Genomic DNA, 22,312 nt, shown 5'->3' on the forward strand with positions numbered 1-22,312 from the left:
ACGTCGGTCGCCGGCCGAAGAGACCAAGGGTCACCAACGCCCGCGCGGCACAGCCCTGTCCCTGTGCCGCACGGGCATGCTCAGCCGCACCTGAGATCGGCGAACCTCGGAGCCGATCACGGCCTCGGCGGTGCCGGGCGAGAACTGGTGAGGCAGCGGCATTCAGGACGAACGCCTCGCGCCCTGCACACTTCCGGAGCCGCGTCAGGCTTCCAGGCGTTCCGTGTATGCCTCGGTCGGGGGAGCCGGGGTGGGACTCGTCATGCCCGCCGACCAGAATCCCGCGGTTCCGGGAACGGGTGTCACGTCGTTGAGGTACGGCGCCGTCGCCGCGCCGGCCGGGCCCCGTACGACAGTCCAGGTGCCACTGTCCCAGCGCAGATACGTGCTGCAACTCTGGTCCTGGTAGTTCCAGCCCGATATCCATGCGGGGCGGCCCTGCGCGTCGCCCGCGATTCCGCTCAACGCCCCAACGGTGAAGCCCGGTTGCACCCGCGTCCAGGCCGTGCCGTCCCAGTGGGCCAGGGCGGGGTTGCCGGGGCGTCCCGGTGGTCCGCCGATGCCGAATTCGGTACCCACCGCCCACACGTCGTCCGAACCGGCCGGGTGCAGATCGCTGATGCCCAGACGCAAGCCCGCGATCGGGGGCAGGACCGTCCACGATCCGTTCCATCGGGCCACAAGTCCTGACCACCCACCACCGGATCCCTGGTCACCGCTCACCCAGACCTCGCCCGGTGAACGCAGTACGACCCGGTACAAGTTGGCGCTCGCGACAGGCAGCGGGTCCAGCCATCGCCATTGCCGGCCATCCCCGTGCAGCAGACGGGCGGTGCCGCCGCGGCTGCCGCAGATCCACACCTGCCGGTCGGAGTCGACCGCCACCGATTCCAGCCGGACGTCCGGCTCGCCCCTGCCGGGGAAGGCCGCCTCGCGCCAGGTCGTTCCGTCCCAGCGCAGCAGCTGGCTCGCGGTCCCGGCAGGCAGCCCCACGCTCCATGCCGCGGTGGAGCAGACACCGGCGACGTCGCTCAGCCGCGTGTGGTTCAGATGCGACAGGTCGGTCTTCACCCAGGCACTGCCGTCCCACAGCATCGCCAGCGCTCGTCCCCTCGACGGCCCGGCCAGCCCCTCCTCGCCGACAGCCCAGGCCAGTTGGGGTCCGGCCGCGGCGATGCGGCGTAACTGCGCGGCCGGGGTGCTACCGGGCGCCGGTACGGCCTGCCAGCCTTGTGTACGGAGTGCCGACGCGTCGGCCCGGACCGGGCCCGAGCCGAGTGTCATCCCCGAGAGTGCGCCGATCGTCCCTGCCACGAATCGTCTTCGTCTCATGCTGATCCCTCCACGCGGATAGGAGGGACCACCGTGAACCAGCACGGCACGGAGATATAGATACTCACGTGACAAAACCCGGCAGTCCATCGGGGCGAGGTTCCGTGCACGGCAGGGCGGCAGTCCGCGGGCCTTCGCCGATTGGCCTTGACGGCTGCGGGAGATTCCCGCCATGATCGCGGCGTTCATCCAGAGGACCCGAGGGACCTGGCCAGGGCAGCTGAGGAGGACCGCAGCAGTTATGCCTTCACGCTTGTGCCCCGCGCCGACGAGGTGGGGGATTACCTGGAGGCCCAGTTCGCGCGCGTAGCGCAGGGGCTCATTCCGTTCGCGCAGATCCGGCGAACCGATGGCCGTGCGGTGGGCTGCACCGCGCATTGGGACCCTCGGTACTGGCCCGGCCGCAACGAGCTGCGCGCCGTCGAGATCGGCTTGCGAAGGGCCCGATCGTGTCAGTGAAGGACCATGCAGGCCGTGGCGCCTGAAGGGGACGGCAGCACATGGGAATGGGCATCCGTCTCAGCGGCATTGTCATCGACACCAACGACCTCGACCTGCTGGCCAGGTTCTGGAGCGGTCTGCTCGGTCTGGAGATCACCCGCCGTGAGGACGAGTGGGTCAGTCTGGGTCCTGACCTGGCTCTGCAGCTCGTTCCTGAGCCCAAGACGGTGAAGAACCGGATCCACCTCGATCTGGTCGTCGACGACTTCGCCGAGGCCGTTGCCCGCGCGGCCCGACTCGGGGCGACCCCGGTCGGCGAGGTGCGGGAGAACCTCTGGCAGGTCTGGTGCGACCCAGAGGGCAACGAGTTCTGCCTGTGCGTGTCCTGAGCCCGGCTGCTTCACGACGGCGCTCAGACCGGCCAAACGCGGCCGGCCGGCCCACGGCCGTCGGCGACCAGGGCTCTGCCGGGTCTTCGATCTGGTCAGGAATGGAGAAGCACAAGTCTCGGAGCCGCGGCTAGCGTCATTGTCATGACTTCCATCGAATCCATCACCCTCGAGGTGGCCGACCCCACCGCCGCCGGCCGCTTCTACACCACCGCCTTCGGCCTGGGCAGTCAGGTGCGCGTGCGGGCCTCGGAGACACCGACAACGGGCTTCCGCGGGTTCACACTGTCCCTCGTGGTGTCCCAGCCGGCCAACGTCAACGCCCTCATCGACGCCGCCGGGGACGCCGGCGCCACGACGCTGAAGCCCGCCGCCAAGTCGCTCTGGGGCTACGGGGGCGTCGTACAGGCCCCGGACGGGACGATCTGGCAGATCGCATCGTCGTCGAAGAAGGACACCGGCCCGGCCACCCGGCAGATCGACGACATCGTGCTCCTGCTGGGAGTCGCGGACATGGCCGAGAGCAAGCGGTTCTACGTCGACCGCGGCCTCGCCGTGGCGAAGAGCTTCGGCAGCAGGTACGTCGAGTTCGCCGCCGGGTCGGGTCCCGTCAAGCTGGCGCTGTACAAGCGCCGTGGCCTGGCCAAGCTCGTCGGCGTCTCCCCCGACGGAACCGGATCGCACCGGATCACGATCAGCAGCGATGGCGGGCCCTTCACCGACCCGGACGGGTTCGCGTGGGCGACCGCATCGGAGAACGCGTCGCTGTGAACCGGGTGACGCAGCTGCACACCGACATCGACGAAAGGATCCTCACATGTGTCACCCCGGGTGGGGCCGCGCATTCACCGCGGCGCAGCGCCTGAGCGACCTCGCGCGGCTGCGCCGCGTACGGGACCGGATCGACCGGGAGTACGCGCAGCCGCTGGATGTCGAGGCGCTCGCTCGCGGAGTGCACATGTCGGCCGGACACCTCAGCCGCCAGTTCCGGCTTGCCTACGGCGAGCCGCCGTACGCCTATCTGATGACGCGCCGCATCGAGCGTGCGACGGCCTTGCTGCGCCGGGGCGACCTCAGCGTCACCGAGGTCTGCTTCGCGGTCGGCTGCTCGTCGCTGGGTACCTTCAGCACCCGCTTCACCCAGCTGGTGGGTGTCTCGCCCAACGCCTACCGCCGCCAGACGGCGGGCCCTGTGGCGGGGATTCCGTCGTGCATGGCGAAACAGGTGACCAGGCCGGTCAGGAATCGAGAAGCCCGGACCCTCGACCCGCAGCTAGCGTGACTGCCATGGACATCACTATTCACACGAGTGCTCTCCCCCACGACGACCCGGACGCCTCCCTGGCCTTCTACCACGACACGCTCGGCTTCGAGGTCCGCAGCGACGTGGGAAGCGGCAAGATGCGCTGGATCACGGTCGGCCCCGCCGGCCAGCCGGGCACATCCATCCTCCTGGCGCCTCCGGCCGCGGACCCCGGCATCACCGACGCCGAGCGCCGCACCATCGTCGAGATGATGGCCAAGGGCACCTACGGTTGGATCCTGCTGGCCACCGCCGACCTCGACGACACCTTCGAGAAGGTGGTGGACGGCGGGGCCGAGGTGGTCCAGGAGCCGACCGACCAGCCGTACGGGGTGCGCGACTGCGCCTTCCGCGACCCCGCGGGCAACCTGGTCCGGATCCAGGAGCTGCGATGACGAAGTTTCGAACCCACGTCGAGCCTCCGGAGCCCATACGGGGCTTGGAAGTCCCTCCAGAAGTTGTGGAGACACTCGGCGGAGGCAAACGTCCGGCGGTGACCATCACGGTCAACGGGCACGCATGGCAGAGCAGGATCGCCATCATGCGCGGCCGCAACCTGCTCGGCCTCAGCAACACCAACCGGCAGGCGGCCGGTGTCGAGACCGGCGACGAGGTCGAGGTCGAGCTGGAACTCGACACCGAGCCCCGCGTCGTGGTCGAGCCCGAGGACTTCGCCCGCGCCCTGGACGCCGATCCGGTCGCCCGCACCGCCTACGACCGCCTGTCCCACAGCCGCAAGCGGCAGCACGTGCTCGCCATCGACAGCGCGAAGAAGCCCGAGACGCGCATCCGGCGGATCGAAAAGGCCCTGGCAACGCTGCGGGACCAGCAGTCGGCATGAGGCCGCACGGCCCACGCAGGCCGCGAACGCCCTCAGCCGTGCGGCACTTCGGCCATCTGCCAGGCCATGAACGGTCGTTGGTGCGAAGGTCGGACAACAGCAGTCCTGGCCTGCGTTTTCAGAGCGTGCTTGGCGGTTCCGGAACGGTGGGCGGCGGTGCGGACCTTGGTGCACCGCGGGACTTGCCACCGCGTGGATTGCCAGAGCGTGGATTGCCAGAGCGTCGGAGTCAGTCTCCGGGGTGTCGCGCCGCGAGTCGGTGGTCGACGGTGGCAATGGCCGCCAGGACGATCACGATCATGGTCATGCCCAGCCAACCGGCGAAGTACGCCGTGGCTCCCAGCGGCACGGCGCACATCGCGCCGACCACCCGGTCGGTGATCCGGCCGCTCCTCAACAAGCTTCGGTAGATCGCGTGCCCCAGGAGAAACACCGCTGTGCCGCAGCCCAACCACCACCGGTGCGCATGACCGTCGAAATGGTGGATGGCGTCGGTGATGCCTGCCGCGACGAGAATGACGCCGATGATCATCACGAGGTGCGCACCGGTGAACGCGTAGTAGGCCAGCATCTGACGGCGATACTCGGTGGCCTTCTCGAACTCCGCGTCGGCCCGCGCCTCGTCCCCGTCGAAGTACACCCACCAAAGCCCCGACGCCACGGCGATGCCCAAGGTCACGCCCAGTGCCAGGGGAGCGTCCACCGCGTGGCTCTCCGCGCTCTCGGCGCCGATCCCGATGGCTACCACCGACTCGCCCAGCACCACCAGCAGGAGCAGCGCATGCCGCTCCACGAAGTGGTGGGGTTCGATGACGAAGCCGCGGATGCGTCCCAGGAAGGGCGAGAGGTAGAGGACGGGCACGGCAGCGGCCCAGCACACCCAGCCCCACGCCTCCGGCAAGTGCGGGGCGACGAGCACGAGGACGCCGGCCGCCGCGTTGAAGGGCACGTTGCGAAGGATGGCCTGCCGGGCCGACGGGGCGTTGGCGGTCAAGTAGACGACCGCGTGGATGGCGACCACGGCCAGATACGCCAGAGGGAAGGCCCAGCCCTCGGGCGTGAAGGCGTACGGCACATCGAGACCCATGATGAAGAAGCCCGTCATCGCGAGCGTCAGCAGCAGGCGCACCTGCACCGCGTCGGGCCGCACCGCGTTGGTGAGCCACCCGAACCCGCTGAACATCCACCACACGATGACCATCGGGAACAGTGCCTTGAGGAGGCCTTCCCATCCAGGGTGGGTTTCCACCGCGTGGGTGACCTGGGTGACGAAGAAGACGAACACGAGGTCGAAGAAGAGCTCGGTCGGCGTCACCCGGCCCTGGGTCCGCTCGGAAATCCACAGCCGTCTGCGAACGGGGGAGGTCTCACTCCGTCCTGTTTCGGTCATGACCGTTCGCTTCCCCTCATCGCACGGGCGGACAACCGCCTGCCGAGCCACTCGGCGGCGGATCCTACCGCGCTGCGCGGGATCCGAAACCGCAACTGGGCGCCCGGCGCCGCACGCCACGGCAACCTGTCCCGGGAGACCGTCTACCAGCGCCTGCGTACCATCGAGCGCATCCACTGACGCCCTGCGGATCCACTGACTCCGGGTAACCCGCGCCCCTGGCTCAGGGTCGTCGGTGTAGCCGGCCGTCAGTCGGGCCGGGGGCCGGACCGCGAGCGGAAGGTGCGGCGGTAGGTGTCCGGAGGTACGCCGACCGTGCGGTTGAAGTGCCGGCGCAGCGTCGTGGCGGTGCCCATGCCGGTGGCTGTCGCGATGGCGTCGACGCTGTCGTCGGTGGTCTCCAGCAACTCCTGGGCGCGGCGGATCCGTTGAGTCAGCAGCCATTGCAGCGGGGTGGTGCCGGTCGCCGCTCGGAAGTGGCGGCCCAGATTGCGCGAGCTCATCCGTGCCCGGCGTGCCAGGTCCTCCACGGTCAGCGGGTGCTCAAGGCGTTCGATCACCCAGGGGAGCAGTGCGGCGAGCGGGTGGTCGTCCCGGGTGGGCACCGGGGCGGCGACGAACTGGGCCTGGCCGCCGGCCCGGTGCGGCGGCACGACCAGGCGGCGGGCGACGGCGTTGGCGACCGACGAGCCGCGGTCGAGGCGGACGAGGTGCAGGCACAGGTCCAGCGCGGCGGCCTTGCCTGCGGAGGTGAGCACGCTGCCGTTGTCCACGTAGAGCACGTCCGGATCGACCTCCACCTGGGGGTAGCGGGCGGCCAGGACCTCGGTGTGCGCCCAGTGCGTGGTGGCGCGCTTCCCGTCCAGCAGGCCGGCGGCGGCCAGCACGAACGCGCCCGTGCAGAGGGAGGCCACACGCGCGCCCGCCTCGTGGGCGGCACGCACCGCGCCGACCAGATCGGCGGGCGGGTCCTCGTCGACGTCCGCCCAGGCGGGGACGATCACGGTGTCGGCGCGCCGGAGCCGGTCGAGCCCGTGGTCGGGCTCCAGCCGGAACCGACCGACCCGCACGGCGCCCGACCCGCAGACGGCTACGTCGTACCAGGGGCCGGCCACACCGGCCGGGGCGGAGCCGAACACCTCGTACGCGACGGAGAGTTCGAAGTGCAGCATCCCGTCGGTGACGGCCAGCGCGACAGTACCCATGTCTGGAATTGTACGGGGCATGGCGTTCCGGACACTCACGGTGGGACGTCCGCTCTCGTCAGGATGTCCGCAGTGGATCACCACTGGATCACTGGATCATTCGAGAGCGGGGAGAAGTCATGGGATCGGCGCACACGGTGGCGGTGTTCGGCGCGTACGGGCACACCGGGCGGTTCGTGGTGGCACAGCTGCAGGATCGCGGGTTCGTCCCGGTTCTCTCCGGCCGCGACGCCGACAAGCTGAAGGCGCTGGCGGCGTCCGATCCCGGACTCGACGTCCGGCAAGCGTCGGTCGACGACGCGACGTCGCTCGACCGCGCCCTGGCCGGTGCGGCGGCTGTGATCAACTGTGCCGGGCCCTTCGCCACGACCGCCGCCCCCGTGATCGAGGCGGCCCTGCGCGCCGGGATCCCGTATGTGGATGTGGCGGCCGAGATCGAGGCCAACGTCGACACGTTCGCGCACTTCACGGACCGTGCCCGCGCCGCGGGAGCGGTGATCGTCCCCGCGATGGCGTTCTACGGCGGCCTCGGCGACCTGCTGACCACGGCGGCGATGGGCGACTGGACGGCGGCCGACGAGGCCCACATCGCGTACGGACTGAGCAGTTGGCACCCCACCGCCGGGACGCGCGCCGCGAGCAAGGCCGTCCAGGGGCGGCGGAACGGTCAACGGATCCGCTACAGGAACGGGCGACTGGAGTACCACACCGACGACCTGCCCACCCTGGACTGGCCCTTTCCCGAGCCGATGGGCGCCCGTGCCGTCATCGGGGAGTTCACGATGGCCGATGTCGTCACCATCCCCAGCCACCTGACCATCCCTGAGGTCCGCACGTACATGACGGTCGAGGCGGCCAAGGACGTGTCGGCTCCGGACACGCCGACGCCGGCCGCGGTCGACGAGCGCGGGCGGTCCGCGCAGACCTTCCTCGTCGACGTCGTCGTACGCTCCGGCGGCACTGAACGGCGCGCTGTGGCGAGGGGCCAGGACATCTACGCCGTCAGCGCGCCGCTCGCGGTGGAAGCGGTTGACCGCATCCTCGCGGGGCGGACCCGGACGGTCGGTGTCGCCTCTGCCGGCGACATCTTCGACGCTCCCGACTTCCTCCGCGCGCTGTCCGCGCACCTTTCCCTGGAAGTGCGCCAGTAGCGGACCGATCGCCCACGGTGTGCGCCGGGCTGCGACAGGTGCGGTGAGTCTTCACCGTAAGGACGGGAAGACCGACCGGTGGTGGACCGATGCCGCGGCGGTTCAGCCGGCCGTCTGCTCGCGCGGTTCCGGGGCGGCGGCCGTCCCGCGCCGTCGGCCGAGCAGGCCGAGTCCCACGGCGGCACCCGACGCGGCGAGGGCGAGCAGGCCGACGGCGCCCGCCCGGCTGCCGACGGCGGCGGTGAGCGTGAGCACCACGAGCGGGCACAGGAACTGGCCGACGAAGAAGGAGCCGGTCCACAGACCGGTGCCGCGGCCACGGTCGGCGTACTCGAGCTTGGACATGGCGAGGGTGAGCAGGCTCGGCAGCATGATGCCGCCGCCGAAGCAGTTGATCACGGCTCCGACGATCAGCACGGCGGGGTTGGGCGCGACCCAGATCACCGCGAAGCCGAGGGCGCACACGGCGAACACGGCGGGCAGCCAGGCGTCCGGGCCGCGGCCGAGCCTGGTGAAGACACCGGCGCCGATCACGGTGGCGGCGCTGGCGGTGGCGATGGCCAGTCCGATCATGCCGGTGTCGGTCACGCCCATGTCGTCCAGGAGGAAGGACATCTCCACCTGGACGGTGTAGAAGACGATGCTGCCGAAGACGGTCAGTCCGCATGTCCCGGCCAGCGGCCGCCAGGGGAAGGGCCGTTGGGCCGGTGCCGAGGCGGTGGCGGCGCTCGTCCGGCCGACCGCACGCGGCCGGGGGAGGAAGGCGGCCATGGCGGGGGCGAGCAGCAGACTCACGGCGTACGCCCAGAACGGTGCGCGCCAGCCTGCCGAGCCGGCCGCGCCGCCCAGCACGAAGAAGGCCGTCGCCGAGATCGAGGCGCACATGGTCTGCAGGGCAAGGTAGCGGTCGCGTTGCCGACCGGAGTAGTAGTCACCGATCAGCGTGGTGCAGCAGGTCATGATGGCCGCTTCGACGACGCCGACGAGCGCGCGGCTGGCGACGATGGCGCCGAGGGAGTGCAGCCAGAGCGGGGCGGTGCCGAGGAGCGCGTACAGCACGGTGGCGGTGACGAGCAGGCGTTTGCGGCCGAGCCGGTCGACGACGGCACCGGCGAAGGGGGCCAGCAGCGCCAGGGACAGGGCGGGGATCGTCAGGACCATGGGGACCAGTGCCTCGACGCCCGGCACGCCGGCGAAGTGGTCCTCCATCTGCGGCAGGACGGGCGCGATGAGCACGGCGCCCAGGATGGGCAGGCAACTGCCGGCCATCAGCAGGGTGATGCGCAGCCGGTGACCGGTACCGGCCACGGTCTGCTCGGCCGGGTCGTCCTCGATGACCGCGAACGGCGACGAGGACGAGGGCTGAGGGGACGGGGGAAGGGGGGACGGGGGCACGGACGCAGGCATGCGGAAACTCCACGTGGCGTATCGGGAGGGAGCGGTTCTCCGGTGGCGCGGCCACCGCGTGTGAGGCCGCCCGGAACACGGGGCATGGGCGGGCAGGGGCGGAGCGTGCGGCGTCGATGGACTGCCGTGGCGTCGCGCGGGGCCGGGTGTGGTGCCGGGCGCCTGCGCCGACCCGTCAGCGGTAACGGGCGGCTCCGGCGCCGGGTTGAGACGACTATGGGCCACCGGGCAGGGCCTGCCTAGACCCCGCCCGATCGAGATCGAGGATGCGGATCATTCACGCCTTGGATGCCGCGTGGCCGGCGCGGGCGCCGGAGCCGTCCGGGCACGGCGGCGCCGCGGCCGGGCCGCACACATCCTCAGTTCCGCTCCCACACAGTCAGTTCCGCTCCCATGCGGCCAGTTCCCCTCCCACCCGCGCGGCGGTCTCGCGCAGCCAGATGTGGGCCGCGTCATGGGTGTGGACCGGGTGCCACCACAGCGCCTCCTGCAGCGGGACCGCCTCGTAGGGCGCGTCCATGACCCGTACGGCGGCCACCCCGCTCAGCCGCTCGGCCAGGCGCTGCTGCACCAGGGCGATCCGGCGGGTGCCCGCGACCAGGAAGGGCAGCACCTGGAAGCTGTCGACGGAGACCTCGACGCGGGGTTCGATGCCGAGCATGCTCAGCTGCCGGGCGGCCGGAGCGTCGTAGATGCGCTGGTAGGTGACCCAGGGCAGCCGTGCCAGGTGGTCCATGGTCAGCCGGTCGCCGACCTCGTCATTGGCCTCGGCGACGAGGAAGACCCAGCGGTCGGCGAACAGCTCCACGGCGGGGAACCCGCTGATGACGCCGTGCGGCATCAGCAGCCCGTCGGCCGTGCTGAGCAGCGTCGCCGTCTCCTCCGTGACATCGGGCGGGGTCCGCAGAAAGCGCAGCCGTACGCCCGGGGCCTCGGCGTGCACGGTGCGGGCGAGTTCGGCACCGAACACCGCGATGGCGTAGTCGGAGGAGAGCAGGGTGAACTCGTGCTCCTCGCTGCCCGCGGTGAAGTCGGCCCGGCTGCTGAAGACCCGTTCCAGCAGGTCGCAGGCGGTGGCGGTGCGGTCAAGGAGCGCGCGGCCGAGGGCGGTCAGTTCGTACTGGCCGCCGACCCGGGAGAGCAGCTCGTCGTCGAAGTGGCGGCGCAGGCGGGCCAGGGCCGCACTCATCGCGGGCTGGCTGAGCCCGATGCGCTGCCCGGCGCGGGTGACGTTGCGTTCCTCCAGCAGGGCGCGCAGGGACAGCACGAGGTTGAGATCGAGGCCGGACAGGTGCACTACGCCTCCAGACCGAGGCCGCCGCCGCGAGGAGACGACTTCCGCTCGCCGACATTTACGGGATGACATTTGCACGATGGATGATCAGCATCCAAAGAATCGATTTCCCTGATTGCCGAACGCGGGGCCAGATTAGTCACATCGCAATCAGGAGGACATCCCCGTGAAACCCGCAGCCCCGTTCGCGTCCTTCTCCGGACCCTTCGCCCTCGGCACCCTATCCGCCCCTGACCAGGCACCCTTCCCAGGTCTCGTGGTCCCCGAGGGACGCGTGCTCGACCTTTGTACGGCGCTCGACGAGCCCGCCCTGACGACCCGGACGCTCTTCGAGCGCTGGGCCGAGGTGCTTCCCCGCCTGCGGACCCTCGCCGCGGACGCCTCCGCCGACTGGCGGCCGCTGGACGGCCTCCACGTCCACGCCCCCGTCGAGCCCCGCCAGGTCTTCCAGTCCGGCGCCAACTACCGCCGGCATGTGATCGACCTGGAGGTCGCCCACCGCTCCCCCGACGATCCCCGCACGGTCGAGGAGGCGCGGGCGGAGATCGCCGCGATCATGGACCGGCGGGCGGCCGAGGACCTGCCCTACGTCTTCATCGGCCTGCCCAGCGCCATCACCGGCCCGTACGACGACGTCGTACTCCCCGCATGGGCCGAAAAGCCGGACTGGGAACTGGAGTTGGCCGCCGTCATCGCCAAACCGGCACACCGGGTCGGCGTCGAGGAGGCCATGAAGTACGTCGCCGGGTACACCATCTCCAACGACCTCACCGATCGCGCCACCGTCTTCCGACGGGACATGAAGGCCATCGGCACCGACTGGCTGCGCAGCAAGAACGCGCCCGGCTTCACCCCGCTCGGCCCGTGGATCGTGCCCGCCGAGTCGATCGCGGACCCGGGCGACCTGCGGGTCACGCTTCAGCTGAACGGCCGGACCATGCAGGACGAGTCCACCAAGGACATGCTCTTCGGCGTCGCGCGGATGGTGTCGTACATCTCCCAGACCGCTCAACTCCTCCCCGGCGACCTGGTGTTGACCGGATCCCCGGCCGGCAACGGCATGCACTGGGGACGGCTGCTGCGCGACGGCGACGTGATGGACGGCTCGATCACGGGGCTGGGCGCCCAGCGCACCCGGTGCGTCGCCGAGGAGAGTCCCCGATGATCGACCGTACAACTGTGCCTGATGCAAAGGATGTCGAGGGCGCGGTCGCCGAAGCGGCCAAGTCCTGCTCGAACTGGGGGCGTTGGGGCGACGACGATGTCCTCGGCACGCTGAACTTCCTCGACGAGGCCAAGCGCCGCGAGGGCGCCGCACTCGTACGCCGGGGCGTGAGCTTCTCGCTGTCGCAGCGCTTCGACATGGACGGCCCGCAGAAGGGCTGGCGGCGCCGCACCAACCCGGTGCACACCATGCTGGACACCGGCACCGACGCGGCACTGGGCAACCAGGGCTTCCCGCACGGCTTCGGCGGCGCCGACGACGTGATCTCCATGCCGCTGCAGTGCTCCACCCAGTGGGACGGCCTGGGCCACATCTTCGACCACGGCAGGGCGTGGAACGGGCGGCCGGCCGAGCAGGTCGTCACCTCGGACGGCGACCTGGTGACCGGCATCGAGCACATGGCCCCGTACGTCGCAGGACGCGGCGTACTCCTCGATGTGGGCCACGTCATCGGTGAGGACGGCGAGTTGCCCGACGGCTTCGCCGTCACCGAGGAGCATCTGGCCGCGACCGCCGAGGCGCACGGCGTGAGAGTCGGCCGCGGCGACATCGTCGTCGTACGGACCGGCCGACTGGCGCGCGCCCGCCGCGAGGGCTGGGGCGAGTACGCGGGCGGAGACGCACCCGGACTGTCCTTCACCACGGCCGACTGGCTGCACCGCACCGAGATCGCGGCGATCGCCACCGACACCTGGGGCTTCGAGGTACGGCCCAACGAGTTCGAGCGCGCCTTCCAGCCCCTGCACCAGGTCGCGATCCCCCACATCGGCCTGCTCATCGGGGAGATGTGGGACCCGGACGCGCTCGCCGAGGACTGCGCGGCCGACGGCGTGTACGAGTTCTGGCTCACCGCCGCTCCCCTGCCCATCACCGGAGCCGTCGGGTCCCCCGTCAACCCGGTTGCCGTCAAGTGACCCGTACAGCAAAGGAGTTGACCATGGCAAGAGAGAGAACCGTCCTGGTCGTCGGAGGAGGCACCGCCGGCAACGCCATGACCGTGCTGCTGCGGCAGGCGGGCATCACGGTGGACCTCGTGGAGATCAAGCCGGACTGGAACGTCCGGGGCTCCGGCATCACCCTCCAGGGCAACGCCCTGCGCGTGCTGCGCGAGATCGGCGTGTGGGACGAGATACGCGAGCACAGCTTCTGCTTCGAGTCCCTGGGGCTGACCGCGCCCGACGGCACCGTGCTCCACGTCACCGAGGACATCCGCACCGGCGGGGACGACCTTCCGGCCACCCTGGGCATGCAACGCCCGGTACTGCAGCGCATCCTCACCGACGCCGTCCAGGCATCCGGCGCGCGCATCCGGCTCGGCACCACCGCCGAGATCCTCACCCAGGACGACAGCGGCGTCGTCGTGCGTTTCAGCGACGGCACCGAGGGCCGCTACGACCTCGTGGTGGCCGCCGACGGCCTGCACTCCACGACCCGCGCCGCCATCGGCATCGACGACAGGCCCGAGCCGACCGGCATGGCCATCTGGCGTGTCGCGGCACCCCGCCCGGCCGCCGTGCAGCGCAGCGACCTCGCCCACGGCGGGCCCTGCTACATCGCCGGCTACACGCCCACCGGCAAGGACACCCTCTACGCCTACCTGGTCGAAGCCAACCGCGACCGTGCCGCCGTCCCGCCCGAGTCCTACGCGAAGGAGATGCGCCGCCTCGCCGAGGGTTACGGCGGTGCCTGGGACGAGATCCGCGAGTCGATCACCGACCCGGCGAAGGTCAACTACACCTGGTTCGACCGGCTGCTGGTCGAGGGCTCCTGGCATCGCGGCCGGGTCGTCCTCGTCGGGGACGCCGCACACTGCTGCCCGCCCACGATGGCCCAGGGCGCGGCGATGTCCCTGGAGGACGCGTGGGTGCTGACCCGGCTGCTGACCAGCGGGGCCGCATGGGACGAGACGCTGCTCAGCGGCTACTACGAGCGGCGGATCGCCAGGGTCTGGATGGTCGTCGACGCGTCCGTGCAGATCGGGCAGTGGCAGCTCGACGGCGTACGCGGTGACGTGCCCGGGCTGATCGGCGCCACCATGGCGGCGCTCAAGGAACTGCCGTGACGCCGGACGCGCCCACGGTCGACGTGCACGCGCACATCCTGCTGCCGCAGGTCGAGGAGGCCGTCGCCGGGCATCCCGCCCTGGCCGAGGCCAGGGCCCTGGACGCCCGGCGCAACGGCCCGGCAGCCCTGGCCGTCAACGGCCCCATGGTCGCCGAGCGCGTCCCTAAGCTGACCGACGTCACCGTACGACTGGCCGCGATGGACGCGCAGGGCGTGGACGTGCAGCTGGTCAGCCCGTCCCCGTCGCACTACCACTACTGGGCCGACGAGGACACGGCCGAGAAGGTGTACCGGCTGGCCAACGAGGCGACGGCCACGCACTGTTCGGCCGCTCCCGACCGGCTGCGCGGGCTTGGACTCGCCCCTCTCCAGCACCCGGCCCTGGCCGTCGCGGCACTCGAACACGCCTTGGAACAAGGGCTGTTGGGGGTGGAGATCTCCAGTCACGCGCCGGGGCGAGAGCTGTCCGATCCCGCCTACGAACCCTTCTGGTCGCGGGCCGAGGAGACGGGCGCACTCCTCTTCCTGCACCCCTTCGGCTGCACCCTCGACGAGCGCCTGGACCGCTGGTACCTGTCCAACACCGTCGGCCAGCCCACCGAGAACGCCGTGGCACTGTCGCACCTGATCTTCTCCGGCGTGCTGGACCGCCACCCGGAGCTGAAACTGATGGCCGCCCATGGCGGCGGCTATCTCCCCACCCACATCGGCCGCTCCGACCATGCCTGGTCCGCCCGCTCCGACGCGGGGGCGGGCTGCGCCAACCTGCCCAGCAGCTACCTCAGGCGCCTGTACTTCGACTCGCTCGTCCACGACCCCCGCACACTCCGGGAGTTGACCCGCGTCACCGGTGCGGACCGGGTCCTCCTCGGTTCCGACTTCCCCTTCGACATGGGCACCGAGGACCCGCTCCGCGCACTGCGCGCCGCCCGGCTGCCCGACGCCGACTTCCACGCCGTGCGCGGCGCCAACGCGGCGGCTCTGCTGCACCTGACCTGAACCTCGCACAAGGAGGAACCCCCACCATGAGCGCACGTCTGCTCACCCACCTGCGGCACGTCGACCTCGCCGTGCCCGACTACGACAAGCAGCTCGACTTCTACGCCGGCGTCTGGGGCCTGACCAAGGTCGCCGAGGACTCCGGCATCTCCTTCCTGGCCGCCGAGGGCTCACCCGAGCAGTACGTCGTACGGCTGCGCAAGGCCGACGAGAAGCGCCTCGACCTCGTCGCGTACGGGGCCGCGAGCCCGGCCGACGTGGACACGCTCGCCGAACAACTCCTCGCCGACGGCGTGCAGTTGGTATCCCGGCCGGGCAAGGCCGACACCCCCGGCGGCGGCTACGGCTTCCGCTTCTTCGATGTCGACGGACGCACCATCGAGGTCTCGGCCGACGTCGAGGTCCGGCAGCACCGCAAGATCGAGGAGCGGGAGTCGATCCCGGTCAAGCTGTCGCACGTGGTGCTCAACTCCCCCGATCTGAACCGGACTCGGGAGTGGTACGAGCGCCACCTCGGCTTCCGCCTCTCCGACACCCTCATGCACCCGAAAATGGGCGAGGCCATGCACTTCATGCGGATCTCCAACCAGCATCACTCCATGGCCATCGCCCAGGGCCCGCACACCGCGCTGCACCACGTCTCCTTCGAGATGCGCGGCCTGGACGAGTACATGCGCGGCTCCGGCCGTGTGATCCGGTCGGGCGCCCGCAAGGTCTGGGGCCCGGGCCGCCATGTGGCGGGCGACAACACCTTCACGTACTTCCTGGACCCGCACGGCAACACCGTCGAGTACACCACCGAGTTGGAGGTCCTCGACGAGGACACCTGGCACCCGCACGTCTACGACTTCTCCGACCCCGAGGTCACCGACCAGTGGGGCACCGCCAACCCGATGAACGAGCTGGTCGCCAAGGAGTCGTTCAACGACGTCGACCGCGGCGTGTTCGTCGCCCCGCCGGTGTAAGGGGCGCCCACCATGCGTATCGCCACGTACCTGTACGAGGGGCGCCGCCACTGCGGCGTCGTGGAGGAGACCGTCGTACGGGCCCTGCCGGACGGCACCTCACCCCTCGAAGCCCTCACAGCCCTCACAGTCCGCAGAGCCACCGGTGCCCTCGGAGTCGACCCCGTCGGCCCGGCCGTCCCGCTCACGGACGTACGCCTGCTGCCGCCGCTGGAGCCGCCGACCATCCGGGACTTCGTCACCTTCGAAGAACACGTCGAGGGCGTACGGCGATCCGTGGACGGCACCACCGGGGTGCCCGAGGCCTGGTACGACGCCCCGACTTTCTACTTCACCAACCCGTACGCGGTCATCGGCCCGTACGACGACGTTCCCCTGCCCCCGGGATCGCGGGTCCTCGACTTCGAGCTCGAAGTCGCCGCCGTCATCGGCCGCGAGGGCCGCGACCTCAGCCCCGAACAGGCCCGCGACCACATCGCCGGCTACACGATCCTCAACGACTGGTCCGCGCGCGACCTCCAGTCCCGCGAGATGCACGTGGGCCTCGGCCCGTGCAAGGGCAAGGACACGGCCGCCACGCTCGGCCCGTACCTCGTCACGCCCGACGAGCTTTCGCGCTACCGCGACCCCGACGGTTTCCTGCGCCTGGCGCTCACCGCCGAGGTCAACGGGGAGGTCGTCGGCGAGGACCTGCTGTCCAACATGAGCTGGACCTTCGAGGAGATGGTCGCCTACGCCTCGCGCGGCACCGTCGTCCGCCCCGGCGACGTGCTCGGCTCCGGCACCTGTGGCAACGGCGGCTGCCTGGCGGAGCTGTGGGGCGTACGGGGTGAACAGTCCCCGCCGCCGCTGAAGCCCGGCGACACGGTCACCCTCACCGTCGAGGGCATCGGCTCCCTCTCCAACACCGTGGTGGAGGGCGTCGCCCCCCTCCGGATCCCCGCCGCCCGCCGCCGCACGCGGGAGCGGCCATGAGCTGGGCCCAGGGGAGACTGTCCGGCAAGGTCGTGGTCGTCACCGGAGCCGCCCGTGGCCAGGGTGCAGCCGAGGTCGGGGCGCTCACCCGGGAGGGCGCCCACGTGGTGCCCACCGATGTGAACCCCGAGGGCGACTGCCGCCGCCTCGATGTCACCAGCGAGAAGGAGTGGGCCCAACTGGCCGCGGAGCTGGGCGACTTGTACGGGGTGGTGCACGGCCTGGTCAACAACGCGGGCATCACCTGGCGCGCCCGCCTGGGCGACGTGCGGGCCAAGGACTTCGCCCGCGTCCACGCGGTCAACGTCACCGGCCCGCTCCTTGCCATCCAGCACCTCACGCCCCTCATGCCGCCCGGCTCGTCCATCGTCAACGTCGGCTCCACCGCCGCGCTCACCGGTCACTACCCGGTCGCGTACACGGCCAGCAAATGGGCCCTGCGCGGCCTGTCGAAGACCGCGGCCACGGAACTGGGTCCGCGGGGCATCCGCGTGAACACCATCCACCCCGGCTTCATCGAGACGGACATGACCGCCTCCGCCGCCCCGGCGTTCCGCGAGGCCAACCTCCGCGAGACCCCACTCGGCCGCACCGGCACGGTCGACGAGGTCGCCCCGCTCGTGGTGTTCCTGTTGTCCGACGCCGCGTCCTTCATCACCGGCGCCGAGATCCCGGTGGACGGCGGCCTCACCGCGCACGGCGGCGTCAAGTCCATCTCGGACGCACTGCGTCAGGAGTCGTCATGAGGCGATCTGCACCGGCGCCGGTGCTCAGGAGAGCCTCTCCCCCCGACGAGCTCGAAGCGTCTACGAGAGCAGGGACACCCAGGTCGCGGGCGAGGGGTGTGGGTTCCACACCGCGCGGGAGGCGGGTGAACAGCTCGCGTCCCGTCCCCGAGCAGAACGGCGGGCCCCAAAAGCGGCTCGATGTGCTGCACGCCTGGCTGGTGGAGGATCTGCCCGGCGGCCGGGTCCGGATCCTCACCCAGGAGACGCAGATCGGCGAGCCGGCCGCCGCGCCCCGACACCCCGGAGCGCACCCGGTCGCGTACCGCCAGGGCACAGTAGTAACCAACGACCGCATGGATCAGGAAGTTGGCATCATGACCGACAAGCTCACCGTCAGTGTCCTGGGCACCGGAATCATGGGCGCCGCGATGGCCCGTAACCTCGTGCGCGCCGGACACACCGTCCGCGCCTGGAACCGCAGCCGCGACAAGGCCGAACCGCTCGCCGCCGACGGCGCGCACATCGCCGGCACCCCCGCCGAGGCGGTCGAGGGCGCCGATGTAGTCCTCACCATGCTGTTCGACGGTGCCGCCGCGCTGGACGTGATGCGGCAGGCCGCGTCCGCCCTGCGCCCGGGCACCGCATGGGTGCAGTCGACGACCGCCGGCATCGAAGCCATCGGCGAACTCGCCGACTTCGCCCGCGACAAGGGCCTGATCTTCTACGACGCGCCCGTGCTGGGCACCCGACAGCCCGCCGAAGCCGGTCAGTTGCTCGTCCTGGCCGCCGGTCCGAGCGACGGCCGGGATGCCGTGACGCCGGTCTTCGACGCCGTCGGTTCCCGCACGGTGTGGACCGGCGAGGACGGCGCGGCGGGCAGCGCCACCCGCCTCAAGCTCGTGGCCAACAGCTGGGTCCTCGCGGCCACCAACGCGACCGGCGAGGTCCTGGCCCTGGCCAAGGCCCTCGACGTGGACCCGCAGAGCTTCTTCGACGCCATTGAGGGCGGCCCTCTCGACATGGGCTACCTGCGTGCCAAGGCCGGGCTCATCCTGGACGAGAAGCTGTCACCGGCCGCCTTCGCCGTGGCCACCGCCGCCAAGGACGCCCGCCTGATCGTCGAGGCCGGCGAGCGGCACGGCGTCCGCCTCGACGTCGCCGCCGCAAGCGCCGAACGCTTCGCCCGCGCCGCCGCCCAGGGCCACGCCGACGAGGACATGGCCGCGGCCTACTTCGCGAGCTTCGACGAGAAGGGCGGTGCCTGACCGCGGGGTTGGGCGGGCTTCCCGAGCACTGAGCCGGGCCGGGCACTTACGCGAGTGCGTCGGCCTGTTTGGGTCGGCGGACCCTGATGCTGACGCCGCACGTCGAAGTCGCCGCTGGTGGCACCGGCAAGGGCGACTTCGACGTGGCGGGCGAGTTCCTCTCCGACGCGCTCCAGGCGGGCGGGGGTGAAGCGCAGCCAGAGGGTGGCGTCGAGCCCGCGTCGAGCCCGCGGGCGCGTCTCGCAGTGCCCGCGGGCCTCGGCGTCGAAGTGCACGGTGCTGAGCGCGGGCGTGACCAGGGCGCCGTACTAGGTGTCGTGCGCGGCGAGAAACGCCTGACCGCCGGGACGGACTCGGTGCCGGACTGACTCGGTGCCGGACGTGCTCGGTGCGGGACGACCTCCGTCGCGGCACGACGAACCCCGCCCTCTTCCCCTGAAGTCCACTCCATCCGGCACACTCCCCACATGGAGATTGCGGAGCTCATTCGAACCCTCGACCAGGAAGGCCAGTTGCTGGCCAGGGCAGCCGACGAGGCCGGGGCCGATGCCAAGGTGCCGACCTGCCCGGACTGGCAGGTGCGGGACCTGTTGCGGCACACCGGCATGGTGCACCGCTGGGCCGCGGCGTTCGTCGCCGAGGGGCACACCTCGTACCACCCCGACGGGGGCCTGCCGGAGCTGGACGGCGCCGAGCTGCTGGCCTGGTTCCGGGACGGGCACCGGCGGCTCGTCGACACGCTCGCCGGGGCTCCGGCCGACGTGGAGTGCTGGAGTTTCCTGCCCGCGCCGTCGCCGCTCGCCTTCTGGGCACGGCGGCAGGCCCACGAGACGACCGTGCACCGGGTCGACGCGGAGTCGGCGCGCGGCGGCGCCCTGAGTGCGATCGCCGTGGACTTCGCGGTCGACGGCATCGACGAGCTGCTGCTCGGCTTCCACGCCCGCAGCAAGAGCAGGGTACGGACGGACGAGCCGCGCGTCCTGAGGGTGCGGGCCTCGGACACGGATGCCGTGTGGACCGTACGGCTGTCGCCCGAGCCGCCCGCGAGTGAGCGGGGTGAAGTGGCGGACCCCGACTGCGAGTTGGCGGGGACCGCCGCCGACCTCTACCTCGCGCTGTGGAACCGCCGGCCCTTCCCGGGCCTGACGGGAGACGCGTCGATCGCGACGCTGTGGCAGGAGAACTCCGGGGTCACCTGGAGCTGAGCAGTCACAGGGCATCATGCGCCGACTGCGGGCGGCCGACCGGGCGGCAGAAGAAACCACTCAGGCAGCCACGCCGCTCACCCGGCGGAGTCACCCGTCAGCATCCGCCCCAGTACCGCGCGCTGCACCGGCAGCACCTGGCCGTGCAGCGCGCGCCCCTTCGGGGTGAGGGCGACGCGTACCCCGCGTCGGTCCTCGGGGCACATGCAGCGCTCCACGAGGCCGTCCTTCTCGAGGCGGCCGATCAGCCGGGACAGCGCGCTCTGGCTCAGATGCACTCGTTCGGCGATCTCCTGGACGCGGTACGAGGGGCCGCCGTCGGCCGGCGCGCTCGTGGCCAGCACGTCGAGGACCTCGAAGTCGCTGGCGCCCAGGCCGTGTTGGTGCAGGACGCGGTCGAGTTCGCAGAGCGTGCGCGCATGCACCGCAAGGATGTCGCGCCACTGGTCCACGAGCCCTTGCTCGGCCTTCTCGACAGCCGCCATGGCCGCACCCTAGCAAAAAACGGTCTTTGTTGCATCCACATTAAATGCATTTGCATTGAATGCATGCGCATGTACCGTGTGGCGCATGACCTCTCCGCTCACCACCCCCGGGACTCCGTCCTCGGCGGTTCGCTGGACTCCGCGCCTGTGGGGCACCCTGCTGGTGCTCTGCGCCGCGATGTTCCTGGACGCGCTGGACGTGTCGATGGTCGGCGTCGCCCTGCCGTCCATCGGTTCCGAACTCGATCTCTCCACCTCGACCCTGCAGTGGATCGTCAGCGGCTACATCCTTGGCTACGGTGGCCTGCTGCTCCTCGGCGGCCGCGCCGCCGACCTGCTCGGCCGCCGTCAGGTCTTCCTGGTGGCGCTCGGCGTCTTCGCGCTCGCCTCACTGCTCGGCGGGCTCGTCGACTCGGGCCCGCTGCTGATAGCGAGCCGGTTCATCAAGGGCCTGAGCGCCGCGTTCACCGCTCCCGCGGGCCTGTCGATCATCACCACGACGTTCCCGGAGGGCCCGCTGCGCAACCGCGCCCTCTCCATCTACACCACCTGTGCCGCCACCGGCTTCTCGATGGGCCTGGTCCTGTCCGGGCTGCTCACCGAGGCCAGCTGGCGGCTGACCATGCTGCTGCCCGCGCCCATCGCGCTGATCGCCCTGCTCGCGGGCCTGAAGCTGCTGCCGCACACGGAGCGCGAGAAGAACCACCGCGGCTACGACATCCCCGGCGCCGTCATCGGCACCGCCTCCATGCTGCTGCTCGTCTTCACCGTCGTCCAGGCACCCGAGGTGGGCTGGGCCACGGCCCGTACGCTGCTGTCGTTCCTCGCGGTCGCCGTCCTGCTCACGGTCTTCGTACGCGTCGAGCAGCGCAGCCCGAGCCCGCTGGTCCGGCTCGGCGTGCTGCGCTCCGGCAACCAGATCCGGGCACAGCTGGGCGCCATGACGTTCTTCGGCTCGTACGTCGGCTTCCAGTTCCTGGTGACGCTGTACATGCAGTCGCTGCTCGGCTGGTCGGCCATGCACACCGCGCTCGCCTTCCTGCCCGCGGGTGCGCTCGTCGCGCTGTCCGCGACGAAGATGGGCGCCATCGTCGACCGGTTCGGCACGCCGCGGCTCCTCGTGACGGGCTTCGCCCTGATGGTCGTCGGCTACGCGCTGTTCCTGCGCGTCGACCTCGACCCGGTGTACGCGGCGGTGATCCTGCCGTCGATGCTGCTGATCGGCGCGGCGTGCGCGCTGGTCTTCCCCTCGCTCAACATCCAGGCCACCAACGGCGTGGACGACCACGAGCAGGGCATGGTCTCGGGCCTGCTCAACACCTCGGTGCAGGTGGGCGGCGCGATCTTCCTCGCGGTCGTGACGGCCGTCGTGACAGCTAACTCCTCCGGGAGCTCCTCTCCGCAGGCGGTCCTCGACAGCTACCGTCCCGGTCTGATCGTGGTGACCGCGATCGCCGTGGCGGGCCTCCTCATCACGGCCACCGGACTGCGCCGGCAGCGTACGCAGCAGACGACGATCCTGGTCGCCAAGTCCGAGCCCACGCAGAAGGAGGCGACGGACGAGGAGCGGGTGGCGGTCCGCGACTGACCCTTCGACGTACGCGACCGATCCTTCGACGGACGCGACTGATCCCTGACTACCGTGCGC

The 22,312-nt window shown here is 70.9% G+C and carries 23 protein-coding genes; 17 read left to right on the plus strand and 6 right to left on the minus strand.

Features of this window, described 5'->3' with window-relative positions; all coding sequences use genetic code 11:
- Positions 1–204: 204 nt before the first annotated feature.
- The gene (locus GAS53_RS14165; RefSeq protein ID WP_151477895.1) at positions 205–1,332 is read right to left on the minus strand and encodes a hypothetical protein; all 1,128 of its coding nucleotides are present in this window, start codon (positions 1,330–1,332) and stop codon (positions 205–207) included.
- Between the two features lie 500 nt (positions 1,333–1,832).
- On the opposite strand from GAS53_RS14165, the gene GAS53_RS14170 reads away from it, so the two are divergent.
- The 5 genes from GAS53_RS14170 to GAS53_RS14190 all read left to right on the plus strand — a co-directional run bounded on the left by GAS53_RS14170 (position 1,833) and on the right by GAS53_RS14190 (position 4,306).
- Positions 1,833–2,162, plus strand: coding sequence for a VOC family protein (locus GAS53_RS14170; protein WP_225858915.1), 330 nt, complete (start codon positions 1,833–1,835; stop codon positions 2,160–2,162).
- A 144-nt stretch (positions 2,163–2,306) separates the two neighbouring features.
- Entirely contained in the window at positions 2,307–2,933 is a 627-nt protein-coding gene (locus tag GAS53_RS14175; RefSeq protein ID WP_151477896.1) for a VOC family protein, read from the plus strand.
- Between the two features lie 46 nt (positions 2,934–2,979).
- A complete protein-coding gene (locus GAS53_RS14180) occupies positions 2,980–3,444 on the plus strand; it encodes a helix-turn-helix transcriptional regulator (RefSeq protein ID WP_151477897.1) in 465 nt (154 codons plus the stop codon).
- A 5-nt stretch (positions 3,445–3,449) separates the two neighbouring features.
- Positions 3,450–3,860: a VOC family protein gene (locus tag GAS53_RS14185; protein WP_151477898.1), complete on the plus strand. Its 411-nt coding sequence runs from the start codon at positions 3,450–3,452 to the stop codon at positions 3,858–3,860.
- Positions 3,857–4,306, plus strand: a complete 450-nt coding sequence (locus tag GAS53_RS14190; protein ID WP_151477899.1) for a YdeI/OmpD-associated family protein — start codon at positions 3,857–3,859, stop codon at positions 4,304–4,306. The genes GAS53_RS14185 and GAS53_RS14190 overlap by 4 nt, the downstream gene beginning before the upstream one ends.
- A gap of 229 nt (positions 4,307–4,535) precedes the next feature.
- On the opposite strand, the gene GAS53_RS14195 is transcribed toward GAS53_RS14190, so the two are convergent.
- Positions 4,536–5,696 carry a low temperature requirement protein A gene (locus GAS53_RS14195; RefSeq protein ID WP_151477900.1) on the minus strand — a complete coding sequence of 387 codons (1,161 nt, stop codon included), beginning with the start codon at positions 5,694–5,696 and terminating at the stop codon, positions 4,536–4,538.
- Between the two features lie 248 nt (positions 5,697–5,944).
- Positions 5,945–6,901, minus strand: a complete 957-nt coding sequence (locus GAS53_RS14200) for a helix-turn-helix domain-containing protein (protein ID WP_151477901.1) — start codon at positions 6,899–6,901, stop codon at positions 5,945–5,947.
- A 119-nt stretch (positions 6,902–7,020) separates the two neighbouring features.
- Here GAS53_RS14200 and GAS53_RS14205 point away from each other — a divergent pair, with 119 nt between their 5' ends.
- Positions 7,021–8,052, plus strand: a complete 1,032-nt coding sequence (locus tag GAS53_RS14205) for a saccharopine dehydrogenase family protein (protein ID WP_151477902.1) — start codon at positions 7,021–7,023, stop codon at positions 8,050–8,052.
- A gap of 102 nt (positions 8,053–8,154) precedes the next feature.
- Here the strand turns inward: GAS53_RS14205 and GAS53_RS14210 are convergent, their stop codons facing one another.
- Positions 8,155–9,459 (minus strand): MFS transporter, encoded by a 1,305-nt coding sequence (locus tag GAS53_RS14210; RefSeq protein ID WP_151477903.1) that lies wholly within the window; start codon positions 9,457–9,459, stop codon positions 8,155–8,157.
- Between the two features lie 379 nt (positions 9,460–9,838).
- Entirely contained in the window at positions 9,839–10,756 is a 918-nt protein-coding gene (locus GAS53_RS14215) for a LysR family transcriptional regulator (RefSeq protein WP_151477904.1), read from the minus strand.
- Between the two features lie 163 nt (positions 10,757–10,919).
- Here GAS53_RS14215 and GAS53_RS14220 point away from each other — a divergent pair, with 163 nt between their 5' ends.
- From GAS53_RS14220 to GAS53_RS14265, 10 genes are all read left to right on the plus strand, one after another.
- Positions 10,920–11,918 carry a fumarylacetoacetate hydrolase family protein gene (locus GAS53_RS14220; protein WP_192583108.1) on the plus strand — a complete coding sequence of 333 codons (999 nt, stop codon included), beginning with the start codon at positions 10,920–10,922 and terminating at the stop codon, positions 11,916–11,918.
- Entirely contained in the window at positions 11,915–12,892 is a 978-nt protein-coding gene (locus GAS53_RS14225; protein WP_151477906.1) for a cyclase family protein, read from the plus strand. The genes GAS53_RS14220 and GAS53_RS14225 overlap by 4 nt, the downstream gene beginning before the upstream one ends.
- A 23-nt stretch (positions 12,893–12,915) precedes the next feature.
- Complete coding sequence (locus GAS53_RS14230; RefSeq protein ID WP_192583109.1) at positions 12,916–14,040, plus strand: FAD-dependent oxidoreductase; 1,125 nt, start codon at positions 12,916–12,918, stop codon at positions 14,038–14,040.
- Positions 14,037–15,041, plus strand: coding sequence for an amidohydrolase family protein (locus tag GAS53_RS14235; protein WP_151477908.1), 1,005 nt, complete (start codon positions 14,037–14,039; stop codon positions 15,039–15,041). Before GAS53_RS14230 ends, GAS53_RS14235 begins: the two co-directional genes overlap by 4 nt.
- A 26-nt stretch (positions 15,042–15,067) precedes the next feature.
- Positions 15,068–16,006, plus strand: coding sequence for a VOC family protein (locus tag GAS53_RS14240; RefSeq protein ID WP_151477909.1), 939 nt, complete (start codon positions 15,068–15,070; stop codon positions 16,004–16,006).
- Positions 16,007–16,018: 12 nt separating this feature from the next.
- A complete protein-coding gene (locus tag GAS53_RS14245) occupies positions 16,019–16,981 on the plus strand; it encodes a fumarylacetoacetate hydrolase family protein (RefSeq protein ID WP_151477910.1) in 963 nt (320 codons plus the stop codon).
- Positions 16,978–17,727 carry an SDR family NAD(P)-dependent oxidoreductase gene (locus GAS53_RS14250; RefSeq protein ID WP_151477911.1) on the plus strand — a complete coding sequence of 250 codons (750 nt, stop codon included), beginning with the start codon at positions 16,978–16,980 and terminating at the stop codon, positions 17,725–17,727. The genes GAS53_RS14245 and GAS53_RS14250 overlap by 4 nt, the downstream gene beginning before the upstream one ends.
- Before the next feature lie 356 nt (positions 17,728–18,083).
- Positions 18,084–18,974 carry an NAD(P)-dependent oxidoreductase gene (locus GAS53_RS14255; RefSeq protein ID WP_151478020.1) on the plus strand — a complete coding sequence of 297 codons (891 nt, stop codon included), beginning with the start codon at positions 18,084–18,086 and terminating at the stop codon, positions 18,972–18,974.
- Positions 18,975–19,060: 86 nt separating this feature from the next.
- Positions 19,061–19,342 (plus strand): hypothetical protein, encoded by a 282-nt coding sequence (locus GAS53_RS55145; RefSeq protein ID WP_192583110.1) that lies wholly within the window; start codon positions 19,061–19,063, stop codon positions 19,340–19,342.
- Between the two features lie 99 nt (positions 19,343–19,441).
- Positions 19,442–20,179 (plus strand): maleylpyruvate isomerase family mycothiol-dependent enzyme, encoded by a 738-nt coding sequence (locus GAS53_RS14265; protein WP_151477912.1) that lies wholly within the window; start codon positions 19,442–19,444, stop codon positions 20,177–20,179.
- 77 nt (positions 20,180–20,256) lie between these two features.
- Here GAS53_RS14265 and GAS53_RS14270 read toward each other — a convergent pair whose 3' ends face one another.
- Complete coding sequence (locus GAS53_RS14270) at positions 20,257–20,664, minus strand: MarR family winged helix-turn-helix transcriptional regulator (RefSeq protein ID WP_151477913.1); 408 nt, start codon at positions 20,662–20,664, stop codon at positions 20,257–20,259.
- A gap of 85 nt (positions 20,665–20,749) precedes the next feature.
- Between GAS53_RS14270 and GAS53_RS14275 the strand changes: the two genes are divergently transcribed.
- On the plus strand, positions 20,750–22,252 hold the full coding sequence (locus tag GAS53_RS14275) for an MFS transporter (protein WP_151477914.1): 1,503 nt from the start codon (positions 20,750–20,752) through the stop codon (positions 22,250–22,252).
- The last annotated feature ends 60 nt before the right edge of the window (positions 22,253–22,312 follow it).

The organism is Streptomyces albicerus (assembly GCF_008905045.1).
Classification (GTDB): Bacteria; Actinomycetota; Actinomycetes; order Streptomycetales; family Streptomycetaceae; genus Streptomyces; species Streptomyces albicerus.

Excerpts from the sequence above, each read along its gene's own strand:
- GAS53_RS14165 (WP_151477895.1), bottom strand. The coding sequence starts at position 1,332 with ATGAGACGAAGACGATTCGTGGCAGGGACGATCGGCGCACTCTCGGGG.
- GAS53_RS14170 (WP_225858915.1), top strand. The coding sequence starts at position 1,833 with ATGGGAATGGGCATCCGTCTCAGCGGCATTGTCATCGACACCAACGAC.
- GAS53_RS14175 (WP_151477896.1), top strand. The coding sequence starts at position 2,307 with ATGACTTCCATCGAATCCATCACCCTCGAGGTGGCCGACCCCACCGCC.
- GAS53_RS14180 (WP_151477897.1), top strand. The coding sequence starts at position 2,980 with ATGTGTCACCCCGGGTGGGGCCGCGCATTCACCGCGGCGCAGCGCCTG.
- GAS53_RS14185 (WP_151477898.1), top strand. The coding sequence starts at position 3,450 with ATGGACATCACTATTCACACGAGTGCTCTCCCCCACGACGACCCGGAC.
- GAS53_RS14190 (WP_151477899.1), top strand. The coding sequence starts at position 3,857 with ATGACGAAGTTTCGAACCCACGTCGAGCCTCCGGAGCCCATACGGGGC.
- GAS53_RS14195 (WP_151477900.1), bottom strand. The coding sequence starts at position 5,696 with ATGACCGAAACAGGACGGAGTGAGACCTCCCCCGTTCGCAGACGGCTG.
- GAS53_RS14200 (WP_151477901.1), bottom strand. The coding sequence starts at position 6,901 with ATGGGTACTGTCGCGCTGGCCGTCACCGACGGGATGCTGCACTTCGAA.
- GAS53_RS14205 (WP_151477902.1), top strand. The coding sequence starts at position 7,021 with ATGGGATCGGCGCACACGGTGGCGGTGTTCGGCGCGTACGGGCACACC.
- GAS53_RS14210 (WP_151477903.1), bottom strand. The coding sequence starts at position 9,459 with ATGCCTGCGTCCGTGCCCCCGTCCCCCCTTCCCCCGTCCCCTCAGCCC.
- GAS53_RS14225 (WP_151477906.1), top strand. The coding sequence starts at position 11,915 with ATGATCGACCGTACAACTGTGCCTGATGCAAAGGATGTCGAGGGCGCG.
- GAS53_RS14230 (WP_192583109.1), top strand. The coding sequence starts at position 12,916 with ATGGCAAGAGAGAGAACCGTCCTGGTCGTCGGAGGAGGCACCGCCGGC.
- GAS53_RS14240 (WP_151477909.1), top strand. The coding sequence starts at position 15,068 with ATGAGCGCACGTCTGCTCACCCACCTGCGGCACGTCGACCTCGCCGTG.
- GAS53_RS14245 (WP_151477910.1), top strand. The coding sequence starts at position 16,019 with ATGCGTATCGCCACGTACCTGTACGAGGGGCGCCGCCACTGCGGCGTC.
- GAS53_RS14250 (WP_151477911.1), top strand. The coding sequence starts at position 16,978 with ATGAGCTGGGCCCAGGGGAGACTGTCCGGCAAGGTCGTGGTCGTCACC.
- GAS53_RS14255 (WP_151478020.1), top strand. The coding sequence starts at position 18,084 with ATGACCGACAAGCTCACCGTCAGTGTCCTGGGCACCGGAATCATGGGC.
- GAS53_RS55145 (WP_192583110.1), top strand. The coding sequence starts at position 19,061 with ATGCTGACGCCGCACGTCGAAGTCGCCGCTGGTGGCACCGGCAAGGGC.
- GAS53_RS14265 (WP_151477912.1), top strand. The coding sequence starts at position 19,442 with ATGGAGATTGCGGAGCTCATTCGAACCCTCGACCAGGAAGGCCAGTTG.
- GAS53_RS14270 (WP_151477913.1), bottom strand. The coding sequence starts at position 20,664 with ATGGCGGCTGTCGAGAAGGCCGAGCAAGGGCTCGTGGACCAGTGGCGC.
- GAS53_RS14275 (WP_151477914.1), top strand. The coding sequence starts at position 20,750 with ATGACCTCTCCGCTCACCACCCCCGGGACTCCGTCCTCGGCGGTTCGC.